Genomic DNA, 20,928 nt, shown 5'->3' on the forward strand with positions numbered 1-20,928 from the left:
GCTCGAGCAGGGCCGGGCTGGCCTTCTCGATACCTTCACGAAGAGCCGCACGCGAAGCGATTTCGAAGGCGATCGCCGACGAGTCGACTTCGTGATAGGCGCCATCGATCAGAGCGACCTTGATATCGACAACCGGGAAACCGGCGATCGGACCAGAGGTCATGACCGAATTGAGACCCTTCTCGACACCCGGGATGTATTCCTTCGGAACCACACCGCCGATGATCTTGTTCTCGAAGACGTAACCGCCGCCGATTTCATTCGGCTCGATCACGAACTTGACGCGAGCGAACTGGCCCGTGCCGCCGGTCTGCTTCTTGTGCGTGTAGTCGAGCTCGGCCGTCTTGCGGATCGTCTCGCGATAGGCAACCTGCGGCGCGCCGACATTCACGTTGATGTTGTAGGGAGCGCGGCGAAGGATATCGATCTTGATGTCCAGATGCAGCTCGCCCATGCCCTTGATGATCGTCTGGCCGGACTCGCTATCGGTCGAGACACGGAACGATGGATCCTCGGACGCCAGTTTCTGCAGGGCGACGCCCAGCTTCTCCTGGTCAGCCTTGGTGGCCGCCTCGACCGACATCTCGATGACCGGATCGGGGAATTCCATCTTTTCGAGCAGGACCGGATGGGCCGGATCGCAGATGGTGTCGCCGGTGCGGGCTTCCTTGAGACCAACGAGCGCAACGATGTCGCCGGCGAAGGCCTCATCGATGTCTTCACGCGAATTGGCATGCATGGTCACCATGCGGCCGATGCGCTCGCGCTTTTCCTTGGTCGAATTGAGCAGCGTCGTGCCCTTCTGCAGCACACCCGAATAGATGCGCGCAAAGGTCAGGACGCCGAACGGGTCTTCAATGATCTTGAAGGCCAGCATCGAGAGCGGCTCGTTGTCGGTCGAATGACGCTCGACTTCCTCGCCGGTCTTCAAATCGATGCCCTTGGTCGGCGGAACGTCGACCGGCGACGGCAGATAGTCGACAACCGCGTCGAGCAGCGTCTGCACGCCCTTGTTCTTGAAGGCCGAGCCCGTAAGGACCGGGAACCAGCTCGAATGCAGCACAGCCTTGCGGATCAGCGCCTTGAGGGTCGCCTCATCAGGCTCGTTGCCTTCGAGATAGGCTTCCATCGCGGTGTCGTCGAGTTCGACGGCAGCCTCGATCAGCTCAGCGCGGGCAGCAATCGCCTTGTCGAGCAGGTCGGCCGGGATTTCGACTTCGTCATACTTCGCGCCGAGGCTCTCGTCATGCCAGACGATGGCCTTCATGCGAACGAGATCGACAATGCCCTTGAAATCCTGCTCAGCGCCGATCGGCAGCTGGATCGGAACCGGACGCGCGCCGAGACGGACCTTGATGTCCTCGACGCACATGTCGAAGTTAGCACCGGTCTTGTCCATCTTGTTGCAGAAGACGATCCGCGGCACGTGGTACTTGTCGCCCTGGCGCCACACCGTTTCCGTCTGAGGCTCGACGCCCTGGTTCGAGTCCAGCACGCAGACAGCACCGTCAAGCACCCGCAGCGAACGCTCGACTTCAATCGTGAAGTCGACGTGGCCGGGCGTGTCGATGATGTTCAGGCGCTTGCCGTTCCAGAACGTGGTCGTCGCAGCCGACGTGATCGTGATGCCGCGTTCCTGCTCCTGCTCCATGTAATCCATGGTGGCAGCGCCGTCATGCACTTCGCCGATCTTGTGGCTCTTGCCCGAATAATAAAGAATCCGCTCGGTCGTCGTCGTCTTGCCGGCATCGATGTGGGCCATGATGCCGAAATTGCGGTAGTCTTCGATCTTGTGCGTGCGGGCCATGATGGTCTGCCTTTGAGGACCGGGTTACCAGCGATAGTGCGAGAACGCGCGATTGGCTTCCGCCATCCGGTGCGTGTCTTCGCGCTTCTTCACGGCATTGCCGCGGTTGTTCGAAGCGTCGAGCAATTCGCCCGACAGCCGCTCGACCATCGTCTTTTCATTGCGGGCCCGGGCAGCGGTCAGCAGCCAACGGATCGCGAGCGCCTGACGGCGATCGGTGCGGACTTCGACCGGAACCTGGTAGGTCGCACCACCGACGCGCCGCGAACGGACTTCGATATGCGGAGCGACATTGTCGAGGGCTTGGCGGAAAACGACCACCGGCTCCTGCTTGGTGCGGGCTTCGATCACATCGAGTGCACCGTAGACGATGTTCTCGGCGACCGACTTCTTGCCGTCATACATGACGGCATTCATGAACTTCGTCACGACGATATCGCCGAACTTCGGGTCCGGGATGATCTCGCGCTTCTCAGCACTGTGGCGACGGGACATCGGTGTAACCCCTTACTTCGGACGCTTCGCGCCGTACTTCGAACGACGCTGCTTACGGTTCTTGACGCCCTGGGTGTCGAGAACGCCGCGCAGGATGTGATAGCGCACGCCGGGCAGATCCTTGACGCGACCGCCGCGGATCATGACGACAGAGTGTTCCTGCAGGTTGTGACCTTCACCGGGAATATACCCGATGACCTCGAACTGGTTGGTCAACCGCACCTTGGCGACCTTACGAAGCGCCGAGTTCGGCTTCTTCGGGGTCGTGGTATAGACGCGCGTGCAAACGCCGCGCTTCTGCGGGTTCTGCTCCAGCGCGGGAACCTTGTTCCGCTTCGCCGGCGCCTGGCGCGGCTTGCGGATCAACTGATTAATAGTCGGCATGCGTCGCCTTCCAGCTAGCCTACGGTTCTGGTCTTCCGCTTTCCGCGACCCTCATGGACAATTTGACCATGAACGAAGAGCGCCATTCCGCGTTTCGGCGGAGGCGCTACGAAAAGCAGAGGATCACGGCGTGAACCGCGATCGTGCGTGTCGTTTCTAAACTCTGTATCGATCCAGACAGTGTCTAAGGCCGAACTCCGCGACGTGTCGCCGCTGGACGCTTTAGCCTTACCACCTGCCCGAAAGCTTGCGGAACCTACTGAGTCCCCCTCCGAACGTCAAGCCCAATCAACGGATCTTTCGGAACTGTAACCACGGGCGAATTTGATGCGCCGGGACGGACTTCGGCGCACGGATCGGACAAATCCACCGGTCGCCACGCAATATTATTGCGCAGAGGCTTTTTCACTGGGCGGATCGGTCCTGACGCTGAAGGGTTTGCCCTTCTCGCCGGTCACGATCATGAGAATCCGCACGGGTTCTGTGCCGACGACTCGCCCGTCGTGTTTGCGATCGACCATCTCGGCGAACGAGTCGCCCGCCTTGAACAGCTTCTTGACGCCCCCTTCTGATTCGACCTCGATGCTGCCGGACAGGATATAGGCGTAGGCGGGCACGGGATGCGTGTGCCAGCCGGTCTCACCGCCAGGCGGAATCTCGACGATCAGCGATTGGACTTCAGGATCGGCAAATTCGGGATAGTGGATCGGGTCGCCGCTGGTCGTCGTCGTCGTCTTGAGAAGTGGCTCGACTTTCACGACGGGCTTGTAGGCCTCCTCAGCCATCGCGACCGAAGCGGCGCCTGCCAGCAGCGCCAATACCATCAACACCCGTCTCATTGTTTCGTCCTCCCGGCCATATGCGGCCGTCCGCAATTGGTAGCAAAAGCAGCCCGGAAGGAAAGGCCGCCCCTATCGAGCGGCGTTTTCAAACCGAGATGGGCGGTGGCGGACAGTCAAGAGCCGAATCCTATTGCTCTCCGACGGTGTCGGCTTCCTTGACAATATCCGTCGCGGCGGTTGCGCTGTCCTCGATCGAATCACCCAGCGCCTCGACATTGTCATCGAGATTGTCGCGCGTATTCGGATCGATGATGGCCACCGGCGCCGCGACGATGACACCAGCCGCTGCGCCCACCGTCGCGGCAGCCCCTGTCGACGCCGCGATGATGCGGTCTCCGAGGCCGATGCGCGAGTCGGTGATTGCCTGCCCGTCCGCCAGACGCGCGCCGATCGCCTGAACGACCTCGGGACTGGCCGCGAACTTGCCGTGATTGAGCGCGTCATCGGTCTTCAGCGCGGTCAGGTCGATCACCGTGATCTTGTCCCGCTTCAGTTCGGAGGCGTATGGCTCAAGCGTTGGATTGATCTGGCCGAGCCGTTCGACATTGCCCCAGACGCGACGCGACGCAGCAAGCGCACGGTCGTCCTGCGAGACGAACAGCGTGATGTTCGGTCCCTTGTTGCCGATATCCGCCATCTGACTGCGGAAGACGTCCACGTCGACGTCGGGCGATGCCAGCATCACATTCTTGATCTTCGGCAGCACGCGGCCGTTGCGGATTGCCATCTGCCGAAGCGCCTCGAGCGCTACCCAGTTGCCCATGGAATGGGCCAGGATCGACACCTCGCTGACATTGGGGTTTTGGGCGAGTGCTGTCAGCAACTGCTCCAGTGCATCGCGCGAATAGTTCGTGCTCTGGAAATCGTAGCCATAGGACAGAATACTGCCGCGCGACGGCCAGGTGAAGAGGATCGGCACCACCGGCGCGCGCGAGTCATGGACGATCTGCGCGAAGCGATAGACCGAATCGTCGAAGCGATTATTGAAGCCATGGATGAAGACGAGCGCCTTGTGGCCCTTTGTCTTCTTGATCTGCGTGTTGAACCAGGCCTTCGCCTCGGGCAGCGTCAGATCGTCGGCCTTGACCGTGACGAATTCGGTCGCCGGATTGCCCGGCAGGCGTTTCGGCCACTGCACGTCGCCAATCTTGCGAGCTGAATCCGGCGGAACCGACACGACGATATTGGCAAAGTCGAGCTGCGAGCCGCGCTCGCCGGTGAACAGCACCGCGCGATTATCGGCGCGCAGGCGCGTCGTCGCCACGGCCATGTTGACCGTGCTCGTGCCTGGCGCAGTCAGCGCCACGGGCGTGAGAACCCCCTCGACCTTGCCACCGCACGATGCCAGCAGCGCCGCGGCCGTTACGACGACCACGACTTGTCCCAGGCGATGAAGCGTTTTGCGCATGAGCGTTCCGACGGTCCCGAGGGTAAGGTCGCCCAATACCATGCCGCAGCACACAGCGACATAGCCGCCGGCCGTGTTCGCGCTAACGATTCGTCAATCGTGGCAGCGATGTCGCAGCCGACGCGCACGCCCTGCCCCAACCGGGTTCGTCATCGCAAAGAAAAAGGCCGCCCGAAGGCGGCCTTTTGAAGGTTCGCAAAGGACCGGCGGATTACTCCGCCGCGTCCGTCAGATTGCCGAGCAGGCCGCCGGTCTGCGGCTTCGGCTGCGCAGCAGCCGAGGCGCGACGACGCTCCTCGAGGATCAGTTCGTCGCGCTTGGTCGCGATCTCGCGGATCCGGTTCATCGTACCGCCGGTACCCGCCGGGATGAGGCGGCCGACGATGATGTTCTCCTTGAGGCCATCGAGCGGATCGACCTTGCCATTGACCGCCGCCTCGGTGAGGACGCGGGTGGTCTCCTGGAACGACGCCGCCGAGAAGAAGGAGCGCGTCTGCAGGCTGGCCTTGGTGATGCCGAGCAGCACCGGATTGGCAATGGCGATCTTCTTGCCTTCGGACTTCGCCTTCTCGTTGATGAGGTCGAATTCCAGCTGGTCGACCTGCTCGCCGTTGAAGAACTCAGTCTCGCCGCCGTCCACGACCTCGACCTTCTGCAGCATCTGGCGAACGATCACCTCGATGTGCTTGTCGTTGATCTGCACGCCCTGGAGCCGGTAGACGTCCTGGATCTCGTTGACGAGATAGGCTGCGAGAGCCTCCACGCCCTTGATCGCCAGGATGTCGTGCGGCGCCGGGTTGCCGTCCATGATGTAGTCGCCCTTCTCGACGGCATCGCCTTCCTGAAGATGGAAAGGCTTGCCCTTCGGGATGAGATACTCCACCGGCTCGAGCGGCTGGCCCGCCGCATCCACCGAACCCTCGGTGGGCTCGACGATGACGCGACGCTTGTTCTTGTAGTCACGGCCGAAGCGAACCGTGCCGTCCATCTCGGCGATGATCGCGTGGTCCTTCGGACGGCGCGCCTCGAACAGCTCCGCCACGCGCGGCAGACCGCCCGTGATGTCGCGCGTCTTGGCGCCTTCCGTCGGAATACGCGCCAGCACGTCGCCAGCGTGGACCGACGAGCCCGGATCGACCGAGAGAATGGTCTCGACCGAAAGCAGGTACCGCGCCTCGCCGCCACGGGCGAGCTTGAGCACCTTGCCGTCCTTGCCCTTGATCACGATCGCCGGCTTCAGATCGCCGCCGCGCGGATTGGCACGCCAGTCGATCACGACGCGCTTGGTGATGCCCGTCGCCTCGTCCGCCGTTTCCGCGACCGAGATGCCTTCGACCATGTCCTCATAGGCGATCGTGCCCGAGACTTCGGTCAGCACCGGACGGGTATAGGGATCCCATTCCGCCAGACGCTGGCCGCGCTTGACCTGATCACCCTCGTCGACATGCAGGCGCGAGCCATAGGTGACCCGGTTGACCGCACGCTCGGCACCGTCCTTGTCGACGATGACAATCGCCATGTTGCGGCCGAGTGCAATGAGCTTGCCCTCGCTGTCGCGCACCATGTTGCGGTTGCGGATCTGGATCGTGCCTTCGAAGCTCGACTCGATGAAGGACGAGTCCACCACCTGTGCCGTTCCGCCGATGTGGAACGTACGCATGGTGAGCTGCGTGCCCGGCTCGCCGATCGACTGCGCCGCGATGACGCCAACGGCCTCGCCCATGTTGACGGGCGTGCCACGGGCGAGATCTCGGCCATAGCAGGTTGCGCAGACGCCGATCTTGGTGTCGCAGGTCAGCACCGAACGGATCTTCGCCGCCTGGACGCTGGCCTTCTCGACCTTCTCGCAATCGCGCTCGTCGATCAACTTGCCGGCCGGCACGATGACCTCGCCGGTCGATGCAGCGACGATGTCCTCCGCCGCCGTGCGGCCAAGGATGCGAAGGCCCAGCGAAGCGACGACCTGGCCGCTGTCGATGACTGCCTGCATCTTGAGGCCGTTGGTCGTGCCGCAATCCTGCTCGATGATGATGCAGTCCTGCGCCACGTCGACGAGACGACGCGTCAGATAGCCCGAGTTGGCCGTCTTCAGCGCGGTATCGGCGAGGCCCTTACGGGCACCGTGGGTCGAGTTGAAGTACTCGAGAACGGTGAGGCCTTCCTTGAAGTTCGAGATGATCGGGTTCTCGATGATCTCGCCCGAGGGCTTGGTCATGAGGCCGCGCATGCCGGCGAGCTGCTTCATCTGCGTCGGCGAACCGCGCGCGCCCGAATGGCTCATCATGTAAACCGAGTTCATCGGCTTCTGACGTCCGGTCTCGGCGTCCTTCTGGACGGCCGAAATGCCCTTCATCATCTCCTCGGCAACGCGATCACCGCACTTCGCCCAGGCGTCAACGACCTTGTTGTACTTCTCACCATAGGTGATGAGGCCGTCATTGTACTGCTGCTCGTAATCCTTCGCGAGCGCCTGCGTCTCCTCGACCAGCTTCGCCTTGGCAGCCGGGATGACCATGTCGTCCTTGCCGAAGGAAATGCCAGCGCGGCACGCCTCGCGGAAGCCGAGCGCCATGATCCGGTCACAGAAAATGACCGTCTCCTTCTGGCCGCAATGGCGATAGACCGCGTCGATCGTGTTGGAGATCTCCTTCTTGGTCATCAGCTTGTTGACGACTTCGAAGGGCAGATTGTGGTGCTTCGGCAGCAATTCGCCGATCAGCAGACGGCCAGGCGTCGTGTCGTAGATCTTCGACGTGACATTGCCATCCGCATCGACGCTGCGATAGCGGCCGCGGATCTTCGTGTGCAGCGTGATGGCCTTGGCCGCCAGCGCATGCTCGATCTCGCCGATATTGCCGAACATCATGCCCTCGCCGGGCTCCTTCTCGGCCATGATCGAGAGGTAGTAGAGGCCGAGAACGATATCCTGCGACGGCACGATGATCGGCAGACCATTGGCCGGATGCAGGATGTTGTTGGTCGACATCATCAGGACGCGCGCTTCCAGCTGCGCTTCGAGCGACAGCGGAACGTGCACGGCCATCTGGTCGCCGTCGAAGTCGGCGTTGAAGGCCGAGCAGACGAGCGGATGCAGCTGGATCGCCTTGCCTTCGATCAGGACCGGCTCGAAAGCCTGGATGCCGAGGCGGTGAAGCGTCGGAGCGCGGTTAAGCAGGATCGGATGCTCGCGGATGACCTCGTCCAGGATATCCCAGACCTCCGGCCGCTCCTTCTCGACGAGCTTCTTCGCCTGCTTCACCGTCGAGGAGAAGCCCTTGGCGTCGAGGCGCGAATAGATGAACGGCTTGAACAGCTCGAGCGCCATCTTCTTCGGCAGGCCGCACTGGTGCAGCTTCATCTCCGGGCCGACCACGATGACCGAACGGCCGGAATAGTCGACGCGCTTGCCGAGCAGGTTCTGGCGGAAACGGCCCTGCTTGCCCTTCAGCATGTCGCTGAGCGACTTCAGCGGACGCTTGTTGGCGCCCGTGATGACGCGGCCACGGCGACCATTGTCGAACAGCGCGTCGACGGCCTCCTGCAGCATGCGCTTCTCGTTGCGGATGATGATGTCAGGCGCGCGGAGCTCGATCAGGCGCTTCAGGCGGTTGTTGCGGTTGATGACGCGGCGATAGAGATCATTGAGATCCGACGTCGCGAAACGGCCGCCATCGAGCGGGACGAGCGGGCGCAGGTCCGGCGGAATGACCGGGATCTGCGTCATGATCATCCATTCCGGGCGATTGCCGGACTCGATGAACGCCTCGACCAGCTTCAGCCGCTTGCCGAGCTTCTTCGGCTTCAGCTCAGACGTCGAGGTCGCGATTTCCTCGCGCAAGTCGACGGCCAGCTTCTCGAGGTCGAGCGCGATCATCATTTCGCGGATCGCCTCGGCGCCAATCAGCGCCGTGAAGCTGTCATCGCCATATTCGTCCTGGGCGCGCAGATACTCTTCCTCGGAGAGGAGCTGACGCTCCTTCAGCGGGGTGAGGCCGGGCTCCAGAACGACGTAGTTCTCGAAATAGAGGATGCGCTCGAGATCCTTGAGCGTCATGTCCATCAGCATGCCGATGCGGGACGGCAGCGACTTCAGGAACCAGATATGCGCGACGGGCGCCGCGAGCTCGATATGGCCCATGCGGTCGCGCCGGACGCGCGCCAGGGTGACTTCGACGCCGCACTTCTCGCAGATGATGCCCTTGTACTTCATGCGCTTGTACTTGCCGCACAGGCACTCGTAGTCCTTGATCGGCCCGAAGATGCGCGCGCAGAACAAGCCGTCACGCTCCGGCTTGAACGTGCGGTAGTTGATGGTCTCAGGCTTCTTGATCTCGCCGTAGGACCAGGACAGAATCTTCTCAGGGCTCGCAATGTGAATGCGGATCTGGTCGAAGTTCTGCGCAGGCTGGGCCAGCGGGTTGAAGATGTTCGCGATTTCCTGATTCATCGCCGATCTCCTATGTCGGCCGCCGGGCGGGGGCAAAACCCCTCGCACCGGCCGGCTTGACTAATTTCCATGGATCCAGAGGGAAGCGGCGGATTACTCCGCCGCATCCCGAATCCGTTCGGCCGCTTCCAGCGCCATCTTGGACTGGTTGAGCTCGACGTCGAGACCGAGCGAGCGCATTTCCTTGACCAGAACGTTGAAGCTCTCCGGAATACCGGCCTCGAACGTGTCGTCGCCGCGGACGATCGCCTCGTAGACCTTGGTCCGGCCGGCGACGTCATCCGACTTCACCGTCAACATCTCCTGCAGCGTGTAGGCGGCGCCATAGGCCTCGAGCGCCCAGACCTCCATTTCGCCGAAGCGCTGACCGCCGAACTGGGCCTTGCCGCCGAGCGGCTGCTGGGTGACCAGCGAGTACGGTCCGATCGAGCGGGCATGAATCTTGTCGTCGACCAGGTGATGCAGCTTCAACATGTAGATGTAGCCAACCGTCACCTTGCGATCGAACGACTCGCCCGTCCGCCCGTCGAAGAGCGTGACCTGACCGGACGATTCGAGACCCGCCTTCTTCAGCATTTCGACGATGTCGGGTTCGCGGGCGCCGTCAAACACCGGCGTCGCGATCGACACGCCCTTCGAGAGATGCTGGCTGAGCTTGACGACGGACGCGTCATCGAGATCGACCACCTTCTCGTTCTTGGTGTTGTCGCCATAGACCTCGTCGAGCTGGACACGCAGCGGCGTGACATTGCCGCTCTTCTTGTAGTCCTCCAGCATCTTGCCGATCTTGAGGCCCATGCCGGCGCAAGCCCATCCAAGATGGGTCTCGAGGATCTGCCCTACATTCATGCGGCTCGGCACGCCGAGCGGATTGAGCACGATGTCGACATGCGTGCCGTCTTCAAGGAACGGCATGTCCTGCACCGGAACGATGCGGGAAACGACGCCCTTGTTGCCATGACGGCCGGCCATCTTGTCGCCCGGCTGGATCTTGCGCTTCACCGCGACGAAGACCTTGACCATCTTCATCACGCCGGGCGGAAGTTCGTCACCGCGCTGCAGCTTCTCCACCTTGTCGATGAACCGCTTCTCAAGACGCTTGCGGCTCTCGTCATACTGGCCGCGCAGCGCCTCGATCTCGCCCATCAGCTTCTCGTCGGCGACAGCGAACTGCCACCACTGACTGCGCGGATATTCCTCCAGAACATCACGGGAGAGCACGCTCTCCTTCTTGAAGTTCTTCGGGCCGCTGGACGCGGTCTTGCCGTTCAGCATGTCCGAGAGACGGCCATAGACGTTGCGGTCGAGGATCGCCTGCTCGTCATCGCGGTCCTTCGCGAGACGCTCGATTTCCTCGCGCTCGATCGCCATCGCACGCTCGTCCTTCTCGACGCCGTGCCGGTTGAACACCCGCACTTCGACGATCGTGCCGGTCACGCCCGGCGGGACGCGCAAGCTGGTGTCACGCACGTCGGACGCCTTCTCGCCAAAGATGGCGCGGAGGAGCTTCTCTTCCGGCGTCATCGGGCTTTCGCCCTTCGGCGTGATCTTGCCGACGAGGATGTCGCCCGCCTGAACGTCAGCGCCGATATAGACGATGCCGGCTTCGTCGAGGTTCTTCAGCGCTTCTTCCGAAACGTTCGGAATGTCACGCGTGATTTCCTCAGGGCCTAGCTTCGTATCGCGCGCCATCACCTCGAATTCCTCGATATGGATCGAGGTGAAGACGTCGTCGGAAACGATGCGCTCGGACAGGAGGATTGAGTCCTCGAAGTTGTAGCCATTCCAAGGCATGAACGCGACGAGCACGTTGCGGCCGAGTGCCAGGTCGCCGAGATCCGTCGACGGTCCGTCGGCAAGGATATCGCCGCGGCCGACGATGTCGCCGACACGCACCAGCGGACGCTGGTTGATGCAGGTCGACTGGTTCGAGCGCTGGAACTTCATCAAGCGATAGATATCGACACCCGACTTCGAAGGATCAAGGTCCTCCGTCGCGCGAATGACGATACGCGTCGCGTCGACCTGGTCGACGATACCACCACGGCGAGCCGCGATCGCAGCGCCGGAGTCCCGGGCGACGACTGCTTCCATGCCGGTTCCGACGAACGGAGCCTCGGCGCGGACCAGCGGCACGGCCTGGCGCATCATGTTCGAGCCCATCAGGGCGCGGTTCGCGTCGTCGTTCTCGAGGAACGGGATCAGCGAGGCCGCGACCGAAACGAGCTGCTTCGGCGAAACGTCCATGAAATCAACGCGATCGGACGTAACCATCACGTTCTCGCCGGCATGGCGGGAAACGATCAGGTCCTCGGTCAGCTTGCCGGAGGCATCGAGCTTCACATTCGCCTGGGCGACGTAATATTTCGATTCCTCCATCGCCGAGAGATAGATGATCTCGTCGGTGGCGGCCCCGTCCTTGACGCGCCGGTACGGGCTCTCGATGAAGCCGTACTTGTTGACGCGAGCAAACGTCGCCAAGCTGTTGATCAGACCGATGTTCGGGCCTTCCGGCGTCTCGATCGGGCAGATGCGGCCGTAATGGGTCGGGTGCACGTCGCGCACCTCGAAGCCGGCACGCTCACGCGTCAGACCGCCCGGTCCAAGCGCCGAGAGACGACGCTTGTGCGTGATCTCGGAGAGCGGATTGGTCTGGTCCATGAACTGCGAGAGCTGCGAGGATCCGAAGAACTCGCGCACGGCGGCAGCCGCCGGCTTGGCGTTGATGAGATCCTGCGGCATGACGTTGCCGATCTCGACCGACGACATGCGCTCCTTGATGGCGCGCTCCATGCGGAGCAGGCCAACGCGGTACTGGTTCTCCATCAGCTCGCCGACCGAACGCACGCGGCGATTGCCGAGATTGTCGATGTCGTCGATCTCGCCCTTGCCGTCGCGCAGGTCGACCAGCATCTTGATGACCGCGAGGATATCCTCCTTGCGGAGCACACGGACCGTGTCCTCGGCCGTGAGGTCGAGACGCATGTTCATCTTGACGCGGCCAACGGCCGAGAGGTCGTAGCGCTCGCTGTCGAAGAACAGCGACTGGAACATCGCCTGCGCGGAATCCATCGTCGGCGGCTCGCCGGGACGCATCACGCGATAGATGTCGAACAGCGCATCCTCGCGCGTCTCGTTCTTGTCGACCGCGACGGTGTTGCGGATATAGGCGCCGACATTGATGTGATCGATGTCGAGGACGGGAATTTCCTCGTAGCCGGCCGTCTCGAGCGTCCCGAGCAGCTTCTCGGTGATCTCCGCGCCGGCCTCGGCATAGATTTCACCCGACTGCGGGTTGACGATGTCCTCGGCGACGTAGCTGCCGAACAGGTCTTCAGCCGTCACCTTCAGGGCCTTGACGCCCTTTTCGGCGATCGCGCGGGCGGCGCGTGCCGTCAGCTTCTTGCCCGCCTCGACGACCACTTCGCCCGTGTCGGCGTCAACGAGATCGGTCGCCGCCTTGATGCCGCGCATGCGGTTGGCATCATAGGGCATGCGCCAGCCGTCGCCGGCCTTCGAGTAGACGATCTGGTTGTAGAACGTCTCGAGGATCTCCTCCGCGTCCATGCCGAGCGCGAACATGAGCGAGGAGACCGGGATCTTGCGACGACGGTCGATACGCGCATAGACGATGTCCTTCGCGTCGAACTCGATGTCGAGCCACGAGCCGCGATAGGGAATGATGCGGGCCGCGAACAGGAGCTTGCCCGACGAATGGGTCTTGCCCTTGTCGTGATCGAAGAAGACGCCCGGCGAGCGGTGCATCTGCGAGACGATCACGCGCTCGGTGCCGTTGACGATGAAGGTGCCGTTCAGCGTCATGAGCGGCATTTCGCCCATGTACACTTCCTGCTCCTTGATATCCTTCACGGACTTGGCGCCCGTATCCTCATCGACGTCGAAAACGATGAGGCGCAGCGTCACCTTGAGCGGCGCCGAGAAGGTCATGCCACGCTGGCGGCACTCGTCGACATCATATTTCGGCGCATCGAAATCGTAGCGCACGAACTCGAGCAACGCCGTGTTCGAGAAGTCGGAGATCGGGAAGACGGATTTGAAGACGGCCTGCAGACCTTCGTCGGGACGCCCACCCTTCGCTTCCTCGACCATGAGGAATTGGTCATAGGATGCCTTCTGAACCTCGATGAGGTTCGGCATCTCGGCCACGTCGCCGATAGACCCGAAGAATTTGCGGATGCGCTTACGACCGGTGAATGCCTGGGCCATGTTCGCTCCTTCCATGTTCAAGAACAGCTGTCCGGAAAGCCGTATAGCCGCGTTTTGGCGCGGCTTTCTGGACAGCGGTCCCTGAGGGACCTGATGATCGACCGGCTCCGAGGATCGGAGCCGGCCGTATTTTCATAACTTACTTGACGTCGACCTTGGCGCCGGCGCCTTCGAGCTGGGCCTTGAGCTTGGCAGCCTCGTCCTTCGACACGGCTTCCTTGACGGCCTTCGGAGCCGCTTCGACCAGGTCCTTGGCTTCCTTGAGGCCAAGAGCGGTGATCGCGCGGACTTCCTTGATGACGTTGATCTTGTTCGGGCCAGCCTCGACGAGGATGACATCGAACTCGGTCTTCTCTTCGACCGGAGCAGCAGCAGCGGCACCGCCGCCAGCAGCCGCAACCGCGACCGGAGCAGCAGCCGAGACGCCCCACTTCTCTTCGAGAAGCTTCGACAGCTCGGCAGCCTCGAGAACGGTCAGGCTCGAGAGTTCTTCAACAATCTTCGAAAGATCAGCCATTTCAGTTTCCTATCAGTTCGAATTCAGGTGAATGGAGAACGGCCTTACGCCGCTTCATCCTTCTTGGCATAGGCACCAAACACGCGTGCGAGCTGACCCGCAGGCGCATTGACGACGGACGCGATCTTCTGAGCCGGAGCCTGGATCAGGCCGATCAGCTTGCCGCGCAGTTCGTCGAGCGACGGTAGCGTGGCCAGAGCCTTGACGCCGTCCGGTCCCAGATTGGTCTTACCCATCGCGCCGCCGAGAATGACGAGCTTGTCATTCGTCTTGGCGAAGTCGCTGGTGACCTTGGGCGCTGCCACGGGGTCGACCGAATAGGCGACCAGCGTCGGACCGGTAAACAGGTCCGCGATATGGGCAGAGTCCGTGCCTTGAAGGGCGAGCTTCACAAGGCGGTTCTTTGCGACCTTGATGCTGACCCCGGCCTGCCGAGCCTTGCCGCGCAGAGCGGTGAGTTCGGAAACCTTGAGGCCGGCATAGTGTGCCACGACGACGACATTGGTCTCCTGGAAGACCTCGTTCATCGTCGAGACAAGTTCGCGCTTTTCCGCTTTTTCCACTTGCCTCTCTCCAGTAGGCGGCCGACTTTTGCGGTCGGGACCGCCGGTTGCGTTTGCCGCGGCTGACGAAACAGCCGCGACGCTTCCTGGCCTGTCCCCCCGCGTGCTCTTGCGAGCCGCCGGGCAAAAGAGGTTCGAACTGACAGCCGGCTTGCGCCGGACAATCGGTCTAGCCCCCGTCTATGCAGGATATTAAGCCGGACAACCCGGCCCCTGCAGTCTCGGACAGGTATCAGCCGAACGGGATTCGAAAATCCCGCGCGGCCGTCTTGCCGCCCGGTTGCCCGGGCGGGATTCACTCAGGCGCCTAGCACCGAAGCCGGATCGACATGGACGCCGGGGCCCATGGTCGACGACACCGCGACCCGCTGCACGAACGTGCCCTTCGCGCCGGTCGGCCGAGCCTTCTGCACCGCATCGGCGAAGGCCTTGATGTTCTGCACCAGCTTCTCGGCATCAAACGAGGCCTTGCCGATGCCGGCATGGATGATACCAGCCTTCTCGACGCGGAACTCGACCGAGCCGCCCTTGGCGCCCTTGACCGCCGTGGTGACGTCCATGGTCACCGTACCAACCTTCGGGTTCGGCATCAGGCCGCGCGGGCCCAGAACCTTACCGAGACGGCCGACGAGCGGCATCATGTCCGGGGTCGCGATGCAGCGATCGAATTCGATCGTGCCGCCCTGGACGATCTCGAGCAGATCCTCGGCGCCGACGATGTCGGCACCCGCCGCCTTGGCCTCTTCAGCCTTGGCGCCGCGGGCGAAGACCGCAACGCGAACCGTACGGCCGGAGCCGTTCGGCAGCGTGCAGACGCCGCGGACCATCTGGTCGGCGTGGCGGGGATCGACGCCGAGATTGAGCGAAACCTCGATGGTCTCGTCGAACTTCGCCGTCGCCCGGTCCTTGATCAGCGAAACCGCGACGCTGATCGGGTAGAGCTTGTTACGGTCGATGCCCTCGCGGGCATTGAGAACGCGCTTGCCGTGATGAGCCATGATCAGTCAACCACCGTGAGGCCCATGGAACGGGCAGAACCTTCGACCATCCGAGCCGCCGCTTCGACGTTCTCGGCGTTGAGATCCTTCAACTTCTTCGAAGCGATATCGAGGCACTGAGCCTTCGTGATCGAACCGGCAGAAGCGCCCTTGCCAGGCGTAGTAGCGCCCTTGGGGATGCCAGCGGCCTTCTTCAGGAGGAAGCTGACCGGGGCAGTCTTCATCACGAAAGTGAAGGACTTGTCCTGGTAGTAGGTGATCACGACGGGGACGGGCGAGCCCTTCTCCATCTCCTGGGTCTGCGCGTTGAACGACTTGCAGAATTCCATGATGTTGATACCGCGCTGGCCGAGCGCGGGGCCGATCGGCGGCGACGGGGTCGCCGAACCGGCCTTCACCTGAAGCTTCAGGTAGCCGAGAACCTTCTTTGCCATCGTTGTTCCTTTCCACTGCCGGCAACCTGCCGGCGAGGTGATCTGCCATCATGGCGGATCAGGAATGGCGTGGTTCGGGCGGCGACGCCTGGCAAGCGCCGCACCCTCCCACACCTCACATCGGTCAGACCTTTTCGACCTGACCGTATTCAAGCTCCACCGGAGTGGCGCGACCGAAGATCGACACGGCGACCTTGAGACGGGCGCGCACTTCGTCGACCTCTTCGACAAGGCCGTTGAACGAGGCAAACGGGCCGTCCGCGACGCGAACCTGCTCGCCAACCTCGAAGCTGACCGAGGGCTTCGGCCGCTCGACGCCTTCCTGCACCTGATGCAGGATACGGTTCGCTTCAGCCTCGGAAATCGGCTGCGGACGGTTGTCGGAACCGAGGAAGCCGGTGACCTTCGGCGTGTTCTTGATCAGATGATAGGCGTCGTCGGTCAGCGCCATCTTCACCAGGACATAGCCCGGGAAGAACTTCCGCTCGGCATCGACCTTGCGGCCGCGCCTGACCTCGACAACCTTCTCCGTCGGAACGAGGATCTGGTCGAAGAGCTCGGCAAGGCCCCGCTGGGCCGCCTGCTCACGGATCGATTCCGCGACCTTCTTCTCGAAATTCGAATAGGCGTGAACGATGTACCACCGCTTGTCCATGCGCTCTGATCCTCCTTAGCGGCCGACGCCGAGCAGCAGCTGCACGCCGTAGCTCAGGACGAAATCAGCCAGCGTAAAGAACAAGGACGCGGCGACCGCCATGGCGAAAACCATGGCTGTGGTGATAAGCGCCTCGCGACGAGACGGCCAAACGACCTTCGATACCTCCGACCGGACCTGCTGGAGGAACGTAAATGGATTAGTTTTGGTGGCCATTACCCGCTCACGGCTTGCGGGCGCGCAAACAAACGTCTGCGCACCGCGCTGGGAAGCGTTACATAGAACCGTTCGAACGATTCCTCAAGTAGCAAAATGGCAGGGGCAGTAGGATTCGAACCTACGACCTACGGTTTTGGAGACCGTCGCTCTACCAGCTGAGCTATACCCCTACACGAACACGCCCGTCACCCGACGTCGATTCCGGACATGCGGCTGTGTCATAGCCAAGCGCGCCCGGCCGTGCAATCCCTATTCGATGCGCCTGTGGAGGACCGGGCGCCGCCTGCCGGCTAAGCGCTGCGCGCCAGTGGCTCCGGACCGACATAGCGAGCGTCGGGGCGGATCAGCCCGCCACCGCGCTGTTGCTCCAGTGCATGGGCGATCCAGCCGGCAACCCGGCCGGCAGCGAAGACCGCGGTGAAGGCTTCCCGATTGATCCCGAGCCTTTCGAGCAGCAGGGCCGTGTAGAACTCCACATTGACGTCGAGCCGGCGGCCCGCCTTGCGCCGGGCGAGAATGGCGAGCGCCGCCTGCTCCACGGCGCGAGCGAGCGCCAGGCGCCCTGCCCCGTCGCCGACGGCCGCGATGGCCTGCCGCAGCACATCGGCGCGCGGATCACGCACACGATAAGCGCGATGGCCAAAGCCCATGATCCGTTCGCCCCGGTCGAGCCGCTCCTCGATCCACGCCTCGGCACGATCAGCGGAGCCGATCGAGTCGAGCATATCGAGCACCGGCCCCGGCGCGCCGCCATGCAGGCGGCCCTTGAGAGCGGAAAGCGCCGCCACGACGGCCGAGACCAGGCCTGATTCGGTGGAGGCGACGACGCGCGCCGTGAACGTGGAGGCGTTGAGGCCGTGATCGACGATCGTGACGAGATAGGTTTCGAACGCCCTCGCCTCGGCCGGCGCTGGCAGCGCGCCGCCAATCAGCCGCTGCAGATCGAGCGCATGTGGCAGCCCGGCGTCCGGCTCGGCGGTCGCCAGCCCCGCCGTCGCGCGGATCGCCATCGCAGCGGCCATGCCCGTGGCGCCAATCAGGGCAGCCGGATCGGAAAGCGCGTCGTCGTCGCCGATCGACGCCAGCAGGAACCGCATCGCCTCGACAGGATCGCGCGGGGTGCTGCCGTCGAGACGTCCCGTAAAGCGCTGGTAGGCCTCCGCGCGGCCTTCGCCGATACCCGCCCTGACCGACGCGGCATCAGCATTCTCGACAAAGCCGCCGAGAAGCAGAGCCGCGGCATCCTCATAGCTTGACCGGGTCGCCAGATCCTCGACAGCCACGCCGCGAATGATCAGACGTCCGCCGGCGCCGTCGACATGGCTGAGCACGGTATCGGCTGCAACCACCCCCGCGAGGCCGCGAGCCGGCGATGAAAGTGAGGTCATCGAATTCTCCATTTTGCCGTCGGGCAAAACGTCCACTAGATTGATTGACGCCTCAATCTTGAATCAACAAATCAATGTGATGCGATGACCGATATCGATCCTTCGCGGCTGCTGACGGCCGAGGAAGCAAGCAGCCTGCTCGGCGTCAGGCCGGCATCGCTTTATGCCTATGTCAGCCGCGGCCGCATTCGCGCCTTGCCTCATCCGGACGATCCGCGCGCCCGCCTCTATGCGCGCGCCGATGTCGAGGCCCTGATCGCAAGGAAGGAGCGTCAGGCGCGACCAGGCTCCGCGGCGGCGTCCGCGCTTGACTGGGGCCTGCCGGTGCTCGCGAGCGGACTTTCCAGCATCACCGACGGCCGTCTCGCCTATCGCGGTCAGGATGCAATGGTGCTCGCCGAAACCGCGACGCTGGAGACGATCGCGGAACTGCTCTGGGCGACCGGCCCCGTAGCGTTTCGCGGACGAGCATCGCGCGCGACGCCCGAATCGGGCTCGCCGATCGATCGTGCCGTCCTCGCGCTCGCAGCCGAATTGCCTGAGGCGATGCCGGGCGAGAGCGGCGCGCGCCTTGCCGAACGCGCCGCGCGGCTGGTGCGCATCATCGGTTCGGCAGCGGCAGGACGGTGGCTCGCCGATGCGCCGCTGCACGAGGCTCTCGCGGCCACCTGGCAGGCGCCAGCGGCGAGCGAGGCGATCCGCAAGGCGCTGGTGCTGGTGGCCGACCATGAGCTGAATGCATCGACCTTTGCGGTGCGTGTCGCTGCCTCGACAGGCGCTTCGCTGACGCATGCATTGATCGCTGGCCTCGTGACCTTGGCCGGCCCGACGCATGGCGGCGCCACCGACCGCGTCGCCGCTTTCCTGGACGAAGTCCAGCGTGCCGGAAATCCCGAAGCGGCTGTCGGCGCGCGACTGCAGCGCGGCGAAAGCCTGCCGGGCTTCGGCCACCGGCTCTACCCGGCGGGTGATCCCCGGGCGATGGCCCTGCTGGACGAGACCGGGATCGGCCCCGCGGACGCCGCCCTGATCGAAGCGGTCGAGGCGGCTACCGCCCAAAGACCGACGATCGACGTTGCGCTGGTGCTGCTCGAACGCCGGTTCCGCCTGCCGCCGCGCAGCGCCCTCGCGCTCTTCGCGACCGGCCGATCCGTCGGCTGGATCGCGCATGCGCTCGAACAGGCCGCGACCGGCCAGCTCATCAGGCCGAGGGCTGTTTTCAACGGCTGAGCCGGATAAGGGCCGCCGCAAATGGTCCTGCCGGAGCCCGGCCGGAGCAAATCGTCCGGCCGGGCTCGATCATACAGGCAGCGCAGGTCAGCGAGCCGAGGCGATCGCGCCGCGCCGCCATAGCGTTTCCCGGTCGGCCTCGCCCGCAAGGTCGAGGACCAGGCGGGTGCCGTCCCTGATACGGCGGCGCAAGGCGTCAACCTCCGCCGGCAGGACGCGCAGTTGCCCGGCACCGCTCATGCGGCCAAGGCGGCTGCGCGACAGCGGCAGTTCCGAAGCGAGCAGCCGGTCGAGACGGACGGCGAGCGGCAGCGGCACGGCGATGCCGATCTCCAGCCGCATCCAGTTCGGCGCTTCGCGGATTATGTCCTTCCGCACCTCGAACGCGGCCGACTCATCGATCCGTTTCGCCCTGCGGCGAAGCGCATCGAGATCAAACGCCTGCGCGCGGATCCAGTCGGGATCATTGGCCTGCATCGCCTCCATCACAGCGGGATCGATGGAACGCACCGCGCGCCGTTCGAAGATCGGCCTGTTCCACGTCTTGTCGCAGGCGCGGCATTTGTAGATCAGCCAGGCGTCGAGCCGGCGGCCATTGGCGTTCAGACGGATCTTGCCGCTGCTGCGGAAGGCGCGGACGCCTCCGCATCCGCTGCAGGCCATCCAGGGCTCAGGAGAATCAAGGGGAATTACGGTCCAGCGGACCTCCAAGGCATCGAACATCTCGTTGCGGTCTTCCGTTCGGAAGTCCACCGAGAGGACGGCGCAGGAAACCCTTGGCAGGGCGCGGCATGGCGAGGTTCGGCGCGGCTGGAAGAGGGAGCGGCGGCGCTGCTGGCAGGACGAAACAATGCCAGACCGGTCTCACGCCGCCACCCAATGGACAATGTCGCGCCGACGGCGAAGCGCCGTCAACGCGGGGTGGAACTGACTGAGACCGGACTTACTTGGGCAAGGCAAACTCGATGGGCCGACGCTCTCCGGCGCATGCGATAGCAGCCTTCGAACCGCCGTCGTAGCCATGACGAGCTGGCTGACGCGCGAGCGGCGTCGAAGCGACATTTCTGCACCGGGGGTGCCTGGCATGAGCCAGCCCGAAATAGAAAGGGTGGCCACGATAAACGCGGCCACCCTTTGAATGTGATGCGCAACAGGCGGCTATGCCAAGGGCATAGCCTCGCCTGCAGCTTACTTGATGATGCTTGCGACGACGCCGGCGCCGACGGTGCGGCCACCCTCGCGGATCGCGAAGCGCAGCTTCTCTTCCATGGCGATCGGCACGATCAGCGTCACTTCCATCGACACGTTGTCGCC

At 63.4% G+C, this 20,928-nt stretch carries 17 protein-coding genes and 1 tRNA gene; 1 reads left to right on the plus strand and 17 read right to left on the minus strand.

From position 1 onward, the window contains the following. The 15 genes from fusA to LB518_RS24450 form a co-directional block, all read right to left on the minus strand. The coding region (gene fusA / locus LB518_RS24380; RefSeq protein WP_224580496.1) for an elongation factor G at positions 1-1,807 on the minus strand (1,807 nt) is incomplete at its 3' end. A 24-nt stretch (positions 1,808-1,831) separates the two neighbouring features. Further along, the gene (gene rpsG / locus LB518_RS24385) at positions 1,832-2,302 is read right to left on the minus strand and encodes a 30S ribosomal protein S7 (RefSeq protein ID WP_224580497.1); all 471 of its coding nucleotides are present in this window, start codon (positions 2,300-2,302) and stop codon (positions 1,832-1,834) included. A gap of 12 nt (positions 2,303-2,314) precedes the next feature. Then, complete coding sequence (gene rpsL / locus LB518_RS24390; RefSeq protein WP_073058749.1) at positions 2,315-2,686, minus strand: 30S ribosomal protein S12; 372 nt, start codon at positions 2,684-2,686, stop codon at positions 2,315-2,317. Positions 2,687-3,072: 386 nt separating this feature from the next. Beyond that, positions 3,073-3,525 (minus strand): cupin domain-containing protein, encoded by a 453-nt coding sequence (locus LB518_RS24395; protein ID WP_224580498.1) that lies wholly within the window; start codon positions 3,523-3,525, stop codon positions 3,073-3,075. Between the two features lie 130 nt (positions 3,526-3,655). After that, the gene (locus tag LB518_RS24400; protein ID WP_224580499.1) at positions 3,656-4,936 is read right to left on the minus strand and encodes an alpha/beta hydrolase; all 1,281 of its coding nucleotides are present in this window, start codon (positions 4,934-4,936) and stop codon (positions 3,656-3,658) included. Between the two features lie 211 nt (positions 4,937-5,147). Further along, entirely contained in the window at positions 5,148-9,383 is a 4,236-nt protein-coding gene (gene rpoC / locus LB518_RS24405) for a DNA-directed RNA polymerase subunit beta' (protein ID WP_224580500.1), read from the minus strand. Positions 9,384-9,476: 93 nt separating this feature from the next. Continuing rightward, positions 9,477-13,610, minus strand: a complete 4,134-nt coding sequence (gene rpoB / locus LB518_RS24410; protein WP_224580501.1) for a DNA-directed RNA polymerase subunit beta — start codon at positions 13,608-13,610, stop codon at positions 9,477-9,479. Positions 13,611-13,749: 139 nt separating this feature from the next. Beyond that, positions 13,750-14,127 (minus strand): 50S ribosomal protein L7/L12, encoded by a 378-nt coding sequence (gene rplL / locus LB518_RS24415; RefSeq protein ID WP_224580502.1) that lies wholly within the window; start codon positions 14,125-14,127, stop codon positions 13,750-13,752. Positions 14,128-14,171: 44 nt separating this feature from the next. Next, a complete protein-coding gene (gene rplJ, locus LB518_RS24420) occupies positions 14,172-14,690 on the minus strand; it encodes a 50S ribosomal protein L10 (RefSeq protein ID WP_224580503.1) in 519 nt (172 codons plus the stop codon). A 299-nt stretch (positions 14,691-14,989) separates the two neighbouring features. Beyond that, positions 14,990-15,688 (minus strand): 50S ribosomal protein L1, encoded by a 699-nt coding sequence (gene rplA, locus LB518_RS24425; RefSeq protein WP_224580504.1) that lies wholly within the window; start codon positions 15,686-15,688, stop codon positions 14,990-14,992. A gap of 2 nt (positions 15,689-15,690) precedes the next feature. Further along, positions 15,691-16,122 carry a 50S ribosomal protein L11 gene (gene rplK / locus LB518_RS24430; protein WP_224580505.1) on the minus strand — a complete coding sequence of 144 codons (432 nt, stop codon included), beginning with the start codon at positions 16,120-16,122 and terminating at the stop codon, positions 15,691-15,693. 124 nt (positions 16,123-16,246) lie between these two features. After that, positions 16,247-16,777, minus strand: a complete 531-nt coding sequence (gene nusG, locus LB518_RS24435; RefSeq protein WP_073058758.1) for a transcription termination/antitermination protein NusG — start codon at positions 16,775-16,777, stop codon at positions 16,247-16,249. Between the two features lie 15 nt (positions 16,778-16,792). Continuing rightward, positions 16,793-16,993 carry a preprotein translocase subunit SecE gene (secE, locus tag LB518_RS24440; RefSeq protein WP_224580506.1) on the minus strand — a complete coding sequence of 67 codons (201 nt, stop codon included), beginning with the start codon at positions 16,991-16,993 and terminating at the stop codon, positions 16,793-16,795. A gap of 97 nt (positions 16,994-17,090) precedes the next feature. Continuing rightward, positions 17,091-17,166: transfer RNA gene (locus LB518_RS24445), tRNA-Trp, on the minus strand. A 120-nt stretch (positions 17,167-17,286) separates the two neighbouring features. Next, entirely contained in the window at positions 17,287-18,384 is a 1,098-nt protein-coding gene (locus LB518_RS24450) for a citrate synthase (RefSeq protein WP_224580507.1), read from the minus strand. Positions 18,385-18,468: 84 nt separating this feature from the next. On the opposite strand from LB518_RS24450, the gene LB518_RS24455 reads away from it, so the two are divergent. Then, a complete protein-coding gene (locus LB518_RS24455; protein ID WP_224580508.1) occupies positions 18,469-19,614 on the plus strand; it encodes a citrate synthase family protein in 1,146 nt (381 codons plus the stop codon). Between the two features lie 87 nt (positions 19,615-19,701). Here LB518_RS24455 and LB518_RS24460 read toward each other — a convergent pair whose 3' ends face one another. Together LB518_RS24460 and LB518_RS24465 are read right to left on the minus strand one after the other, a co-directional pair. After that, positions 19,702-20,277 (minus strand): DUF1062 domain-containing protein, encoded by a 576-nt coding sequence (locus LB518_RS24460; protein ID WP_224580509.1) that lies wholly within the window; start codon positions 20,275-20,277, stop codon positions 19,702-19,704. Positions 20,278-20,802: 525 nt separating this feature from the next. Next, positions 20,803-20,928 (minus strand): EF-Tu C-terminal domain-related protein (locus tag LB518_RS24465; RefSeq protein WP_224579275.1); only part of this gene is annotated, 126 nt, incomplete at its 5' end.

This window comes from Mesorhizobium sp. BR1-1-16 (assembly GCF_020165495.1).
Lineage (GTDB): Bacteria > Pseudomonadota > Alphaproteobacteria > Rhizobiales > Kaistiaceae > Kaistia.

Bases quoted from the DNA above. Each gene is read 5' to 3' on its own strand.
- rpsG (WP_224580497.1), bottom strand. From the start codon at position 2,302: ATGTCCCGTCGCCACAGTGCTGAGAAGCGCGAGATCATCCCGGACCCG.
- rpsL (WP_073058749.1), bottom strand. From the start codon at position 2,686: ATGCCGACTATTAATCAGTTGATCCGCAAGCCGCGCCAGGCGCCGGCG.
- LB518_RS24395 (WP_224580498.1), bottom strand. From the start codon at position 3,525: ATGAGACGGGTGTTGATGGTATTGGCGCTGCTGGCAGGCGCCGCTTCG.
- LB518_RS24400 (WP_224580499.1), bottom strand. From the start codon at position 4,936: ATGCGCAAAACGCTTCATCGCCTGGGACAAGTCGTGGTCGTCGTAACG.
- rpoC (WP_224580500.1), bottom strand. From the start codon at position 9,383: ATGAATCAGGAAATCGCGAACATCTTCAACCCGCTGGCCCAGCCTGCG.
- rpoB (WP_224580501.1), bottom strand. From the start codon at position 13,610: ATGGCCCAGGCATTCACCGGTCGTAAGCGCATCCGCAAATTCTTCGGG.
- rplL (WP_224580502.1), bottom strand. From the start codon at position 14,127: ATGGCTGATCTTTCGAAGATTGTTGAAGAACTCTCGAGCCTGACCGTT.
- rplA (WP_224580504.1), bottom strand. From the start codon at position 15,688: ATGGCTCATCACGGCAAGCGCGTTCTCAATGCCCGCGAGGGCATCGAC.
- rplK (WP_224580505.1), bottom strand. From the start codon at position 16,122: ATGGCAAAGAAGGTTCTCGGCTACCTGAAGCTTCAGGTGAAGGCCGGT.
- nusG (WP_073058758.1), bottom strand. From the start codon at position 16,777: ATGGACAAGCGGTGGTACATCGTTCACGCCTATTCGAATTTCGAGAAG.
- secE (WP_224580506.1), bottom strand. From the start codon at position 16,993: ATGGCCACCAAAACTAATCCATTTACGTTCCTCCAGCAGGTCCGGTCG.
- LB518_RS24450 (WP_224580507.1), bottom strand. From the start codon at position 18,384: ATGACCTCACTTTCATCGCCGGCTCGCGGCCTCGCGGGGGTGGTTGCA.
- LB518_RS24455 (WP_224580508.1), top strand. From the start codon at position 18,469: ATGACCGATATCGATCCTTCGCGGCTGCTGACGGCCGAGGAAGCAAGC.
- LB518_RS24460 (WP_224580509.1), bottom strand. From the start codon at position 20,277: ATGGCCTGCAGCGGATGCGGAGGCGTCCGCGCCTTCCGCAGCAGCGGC.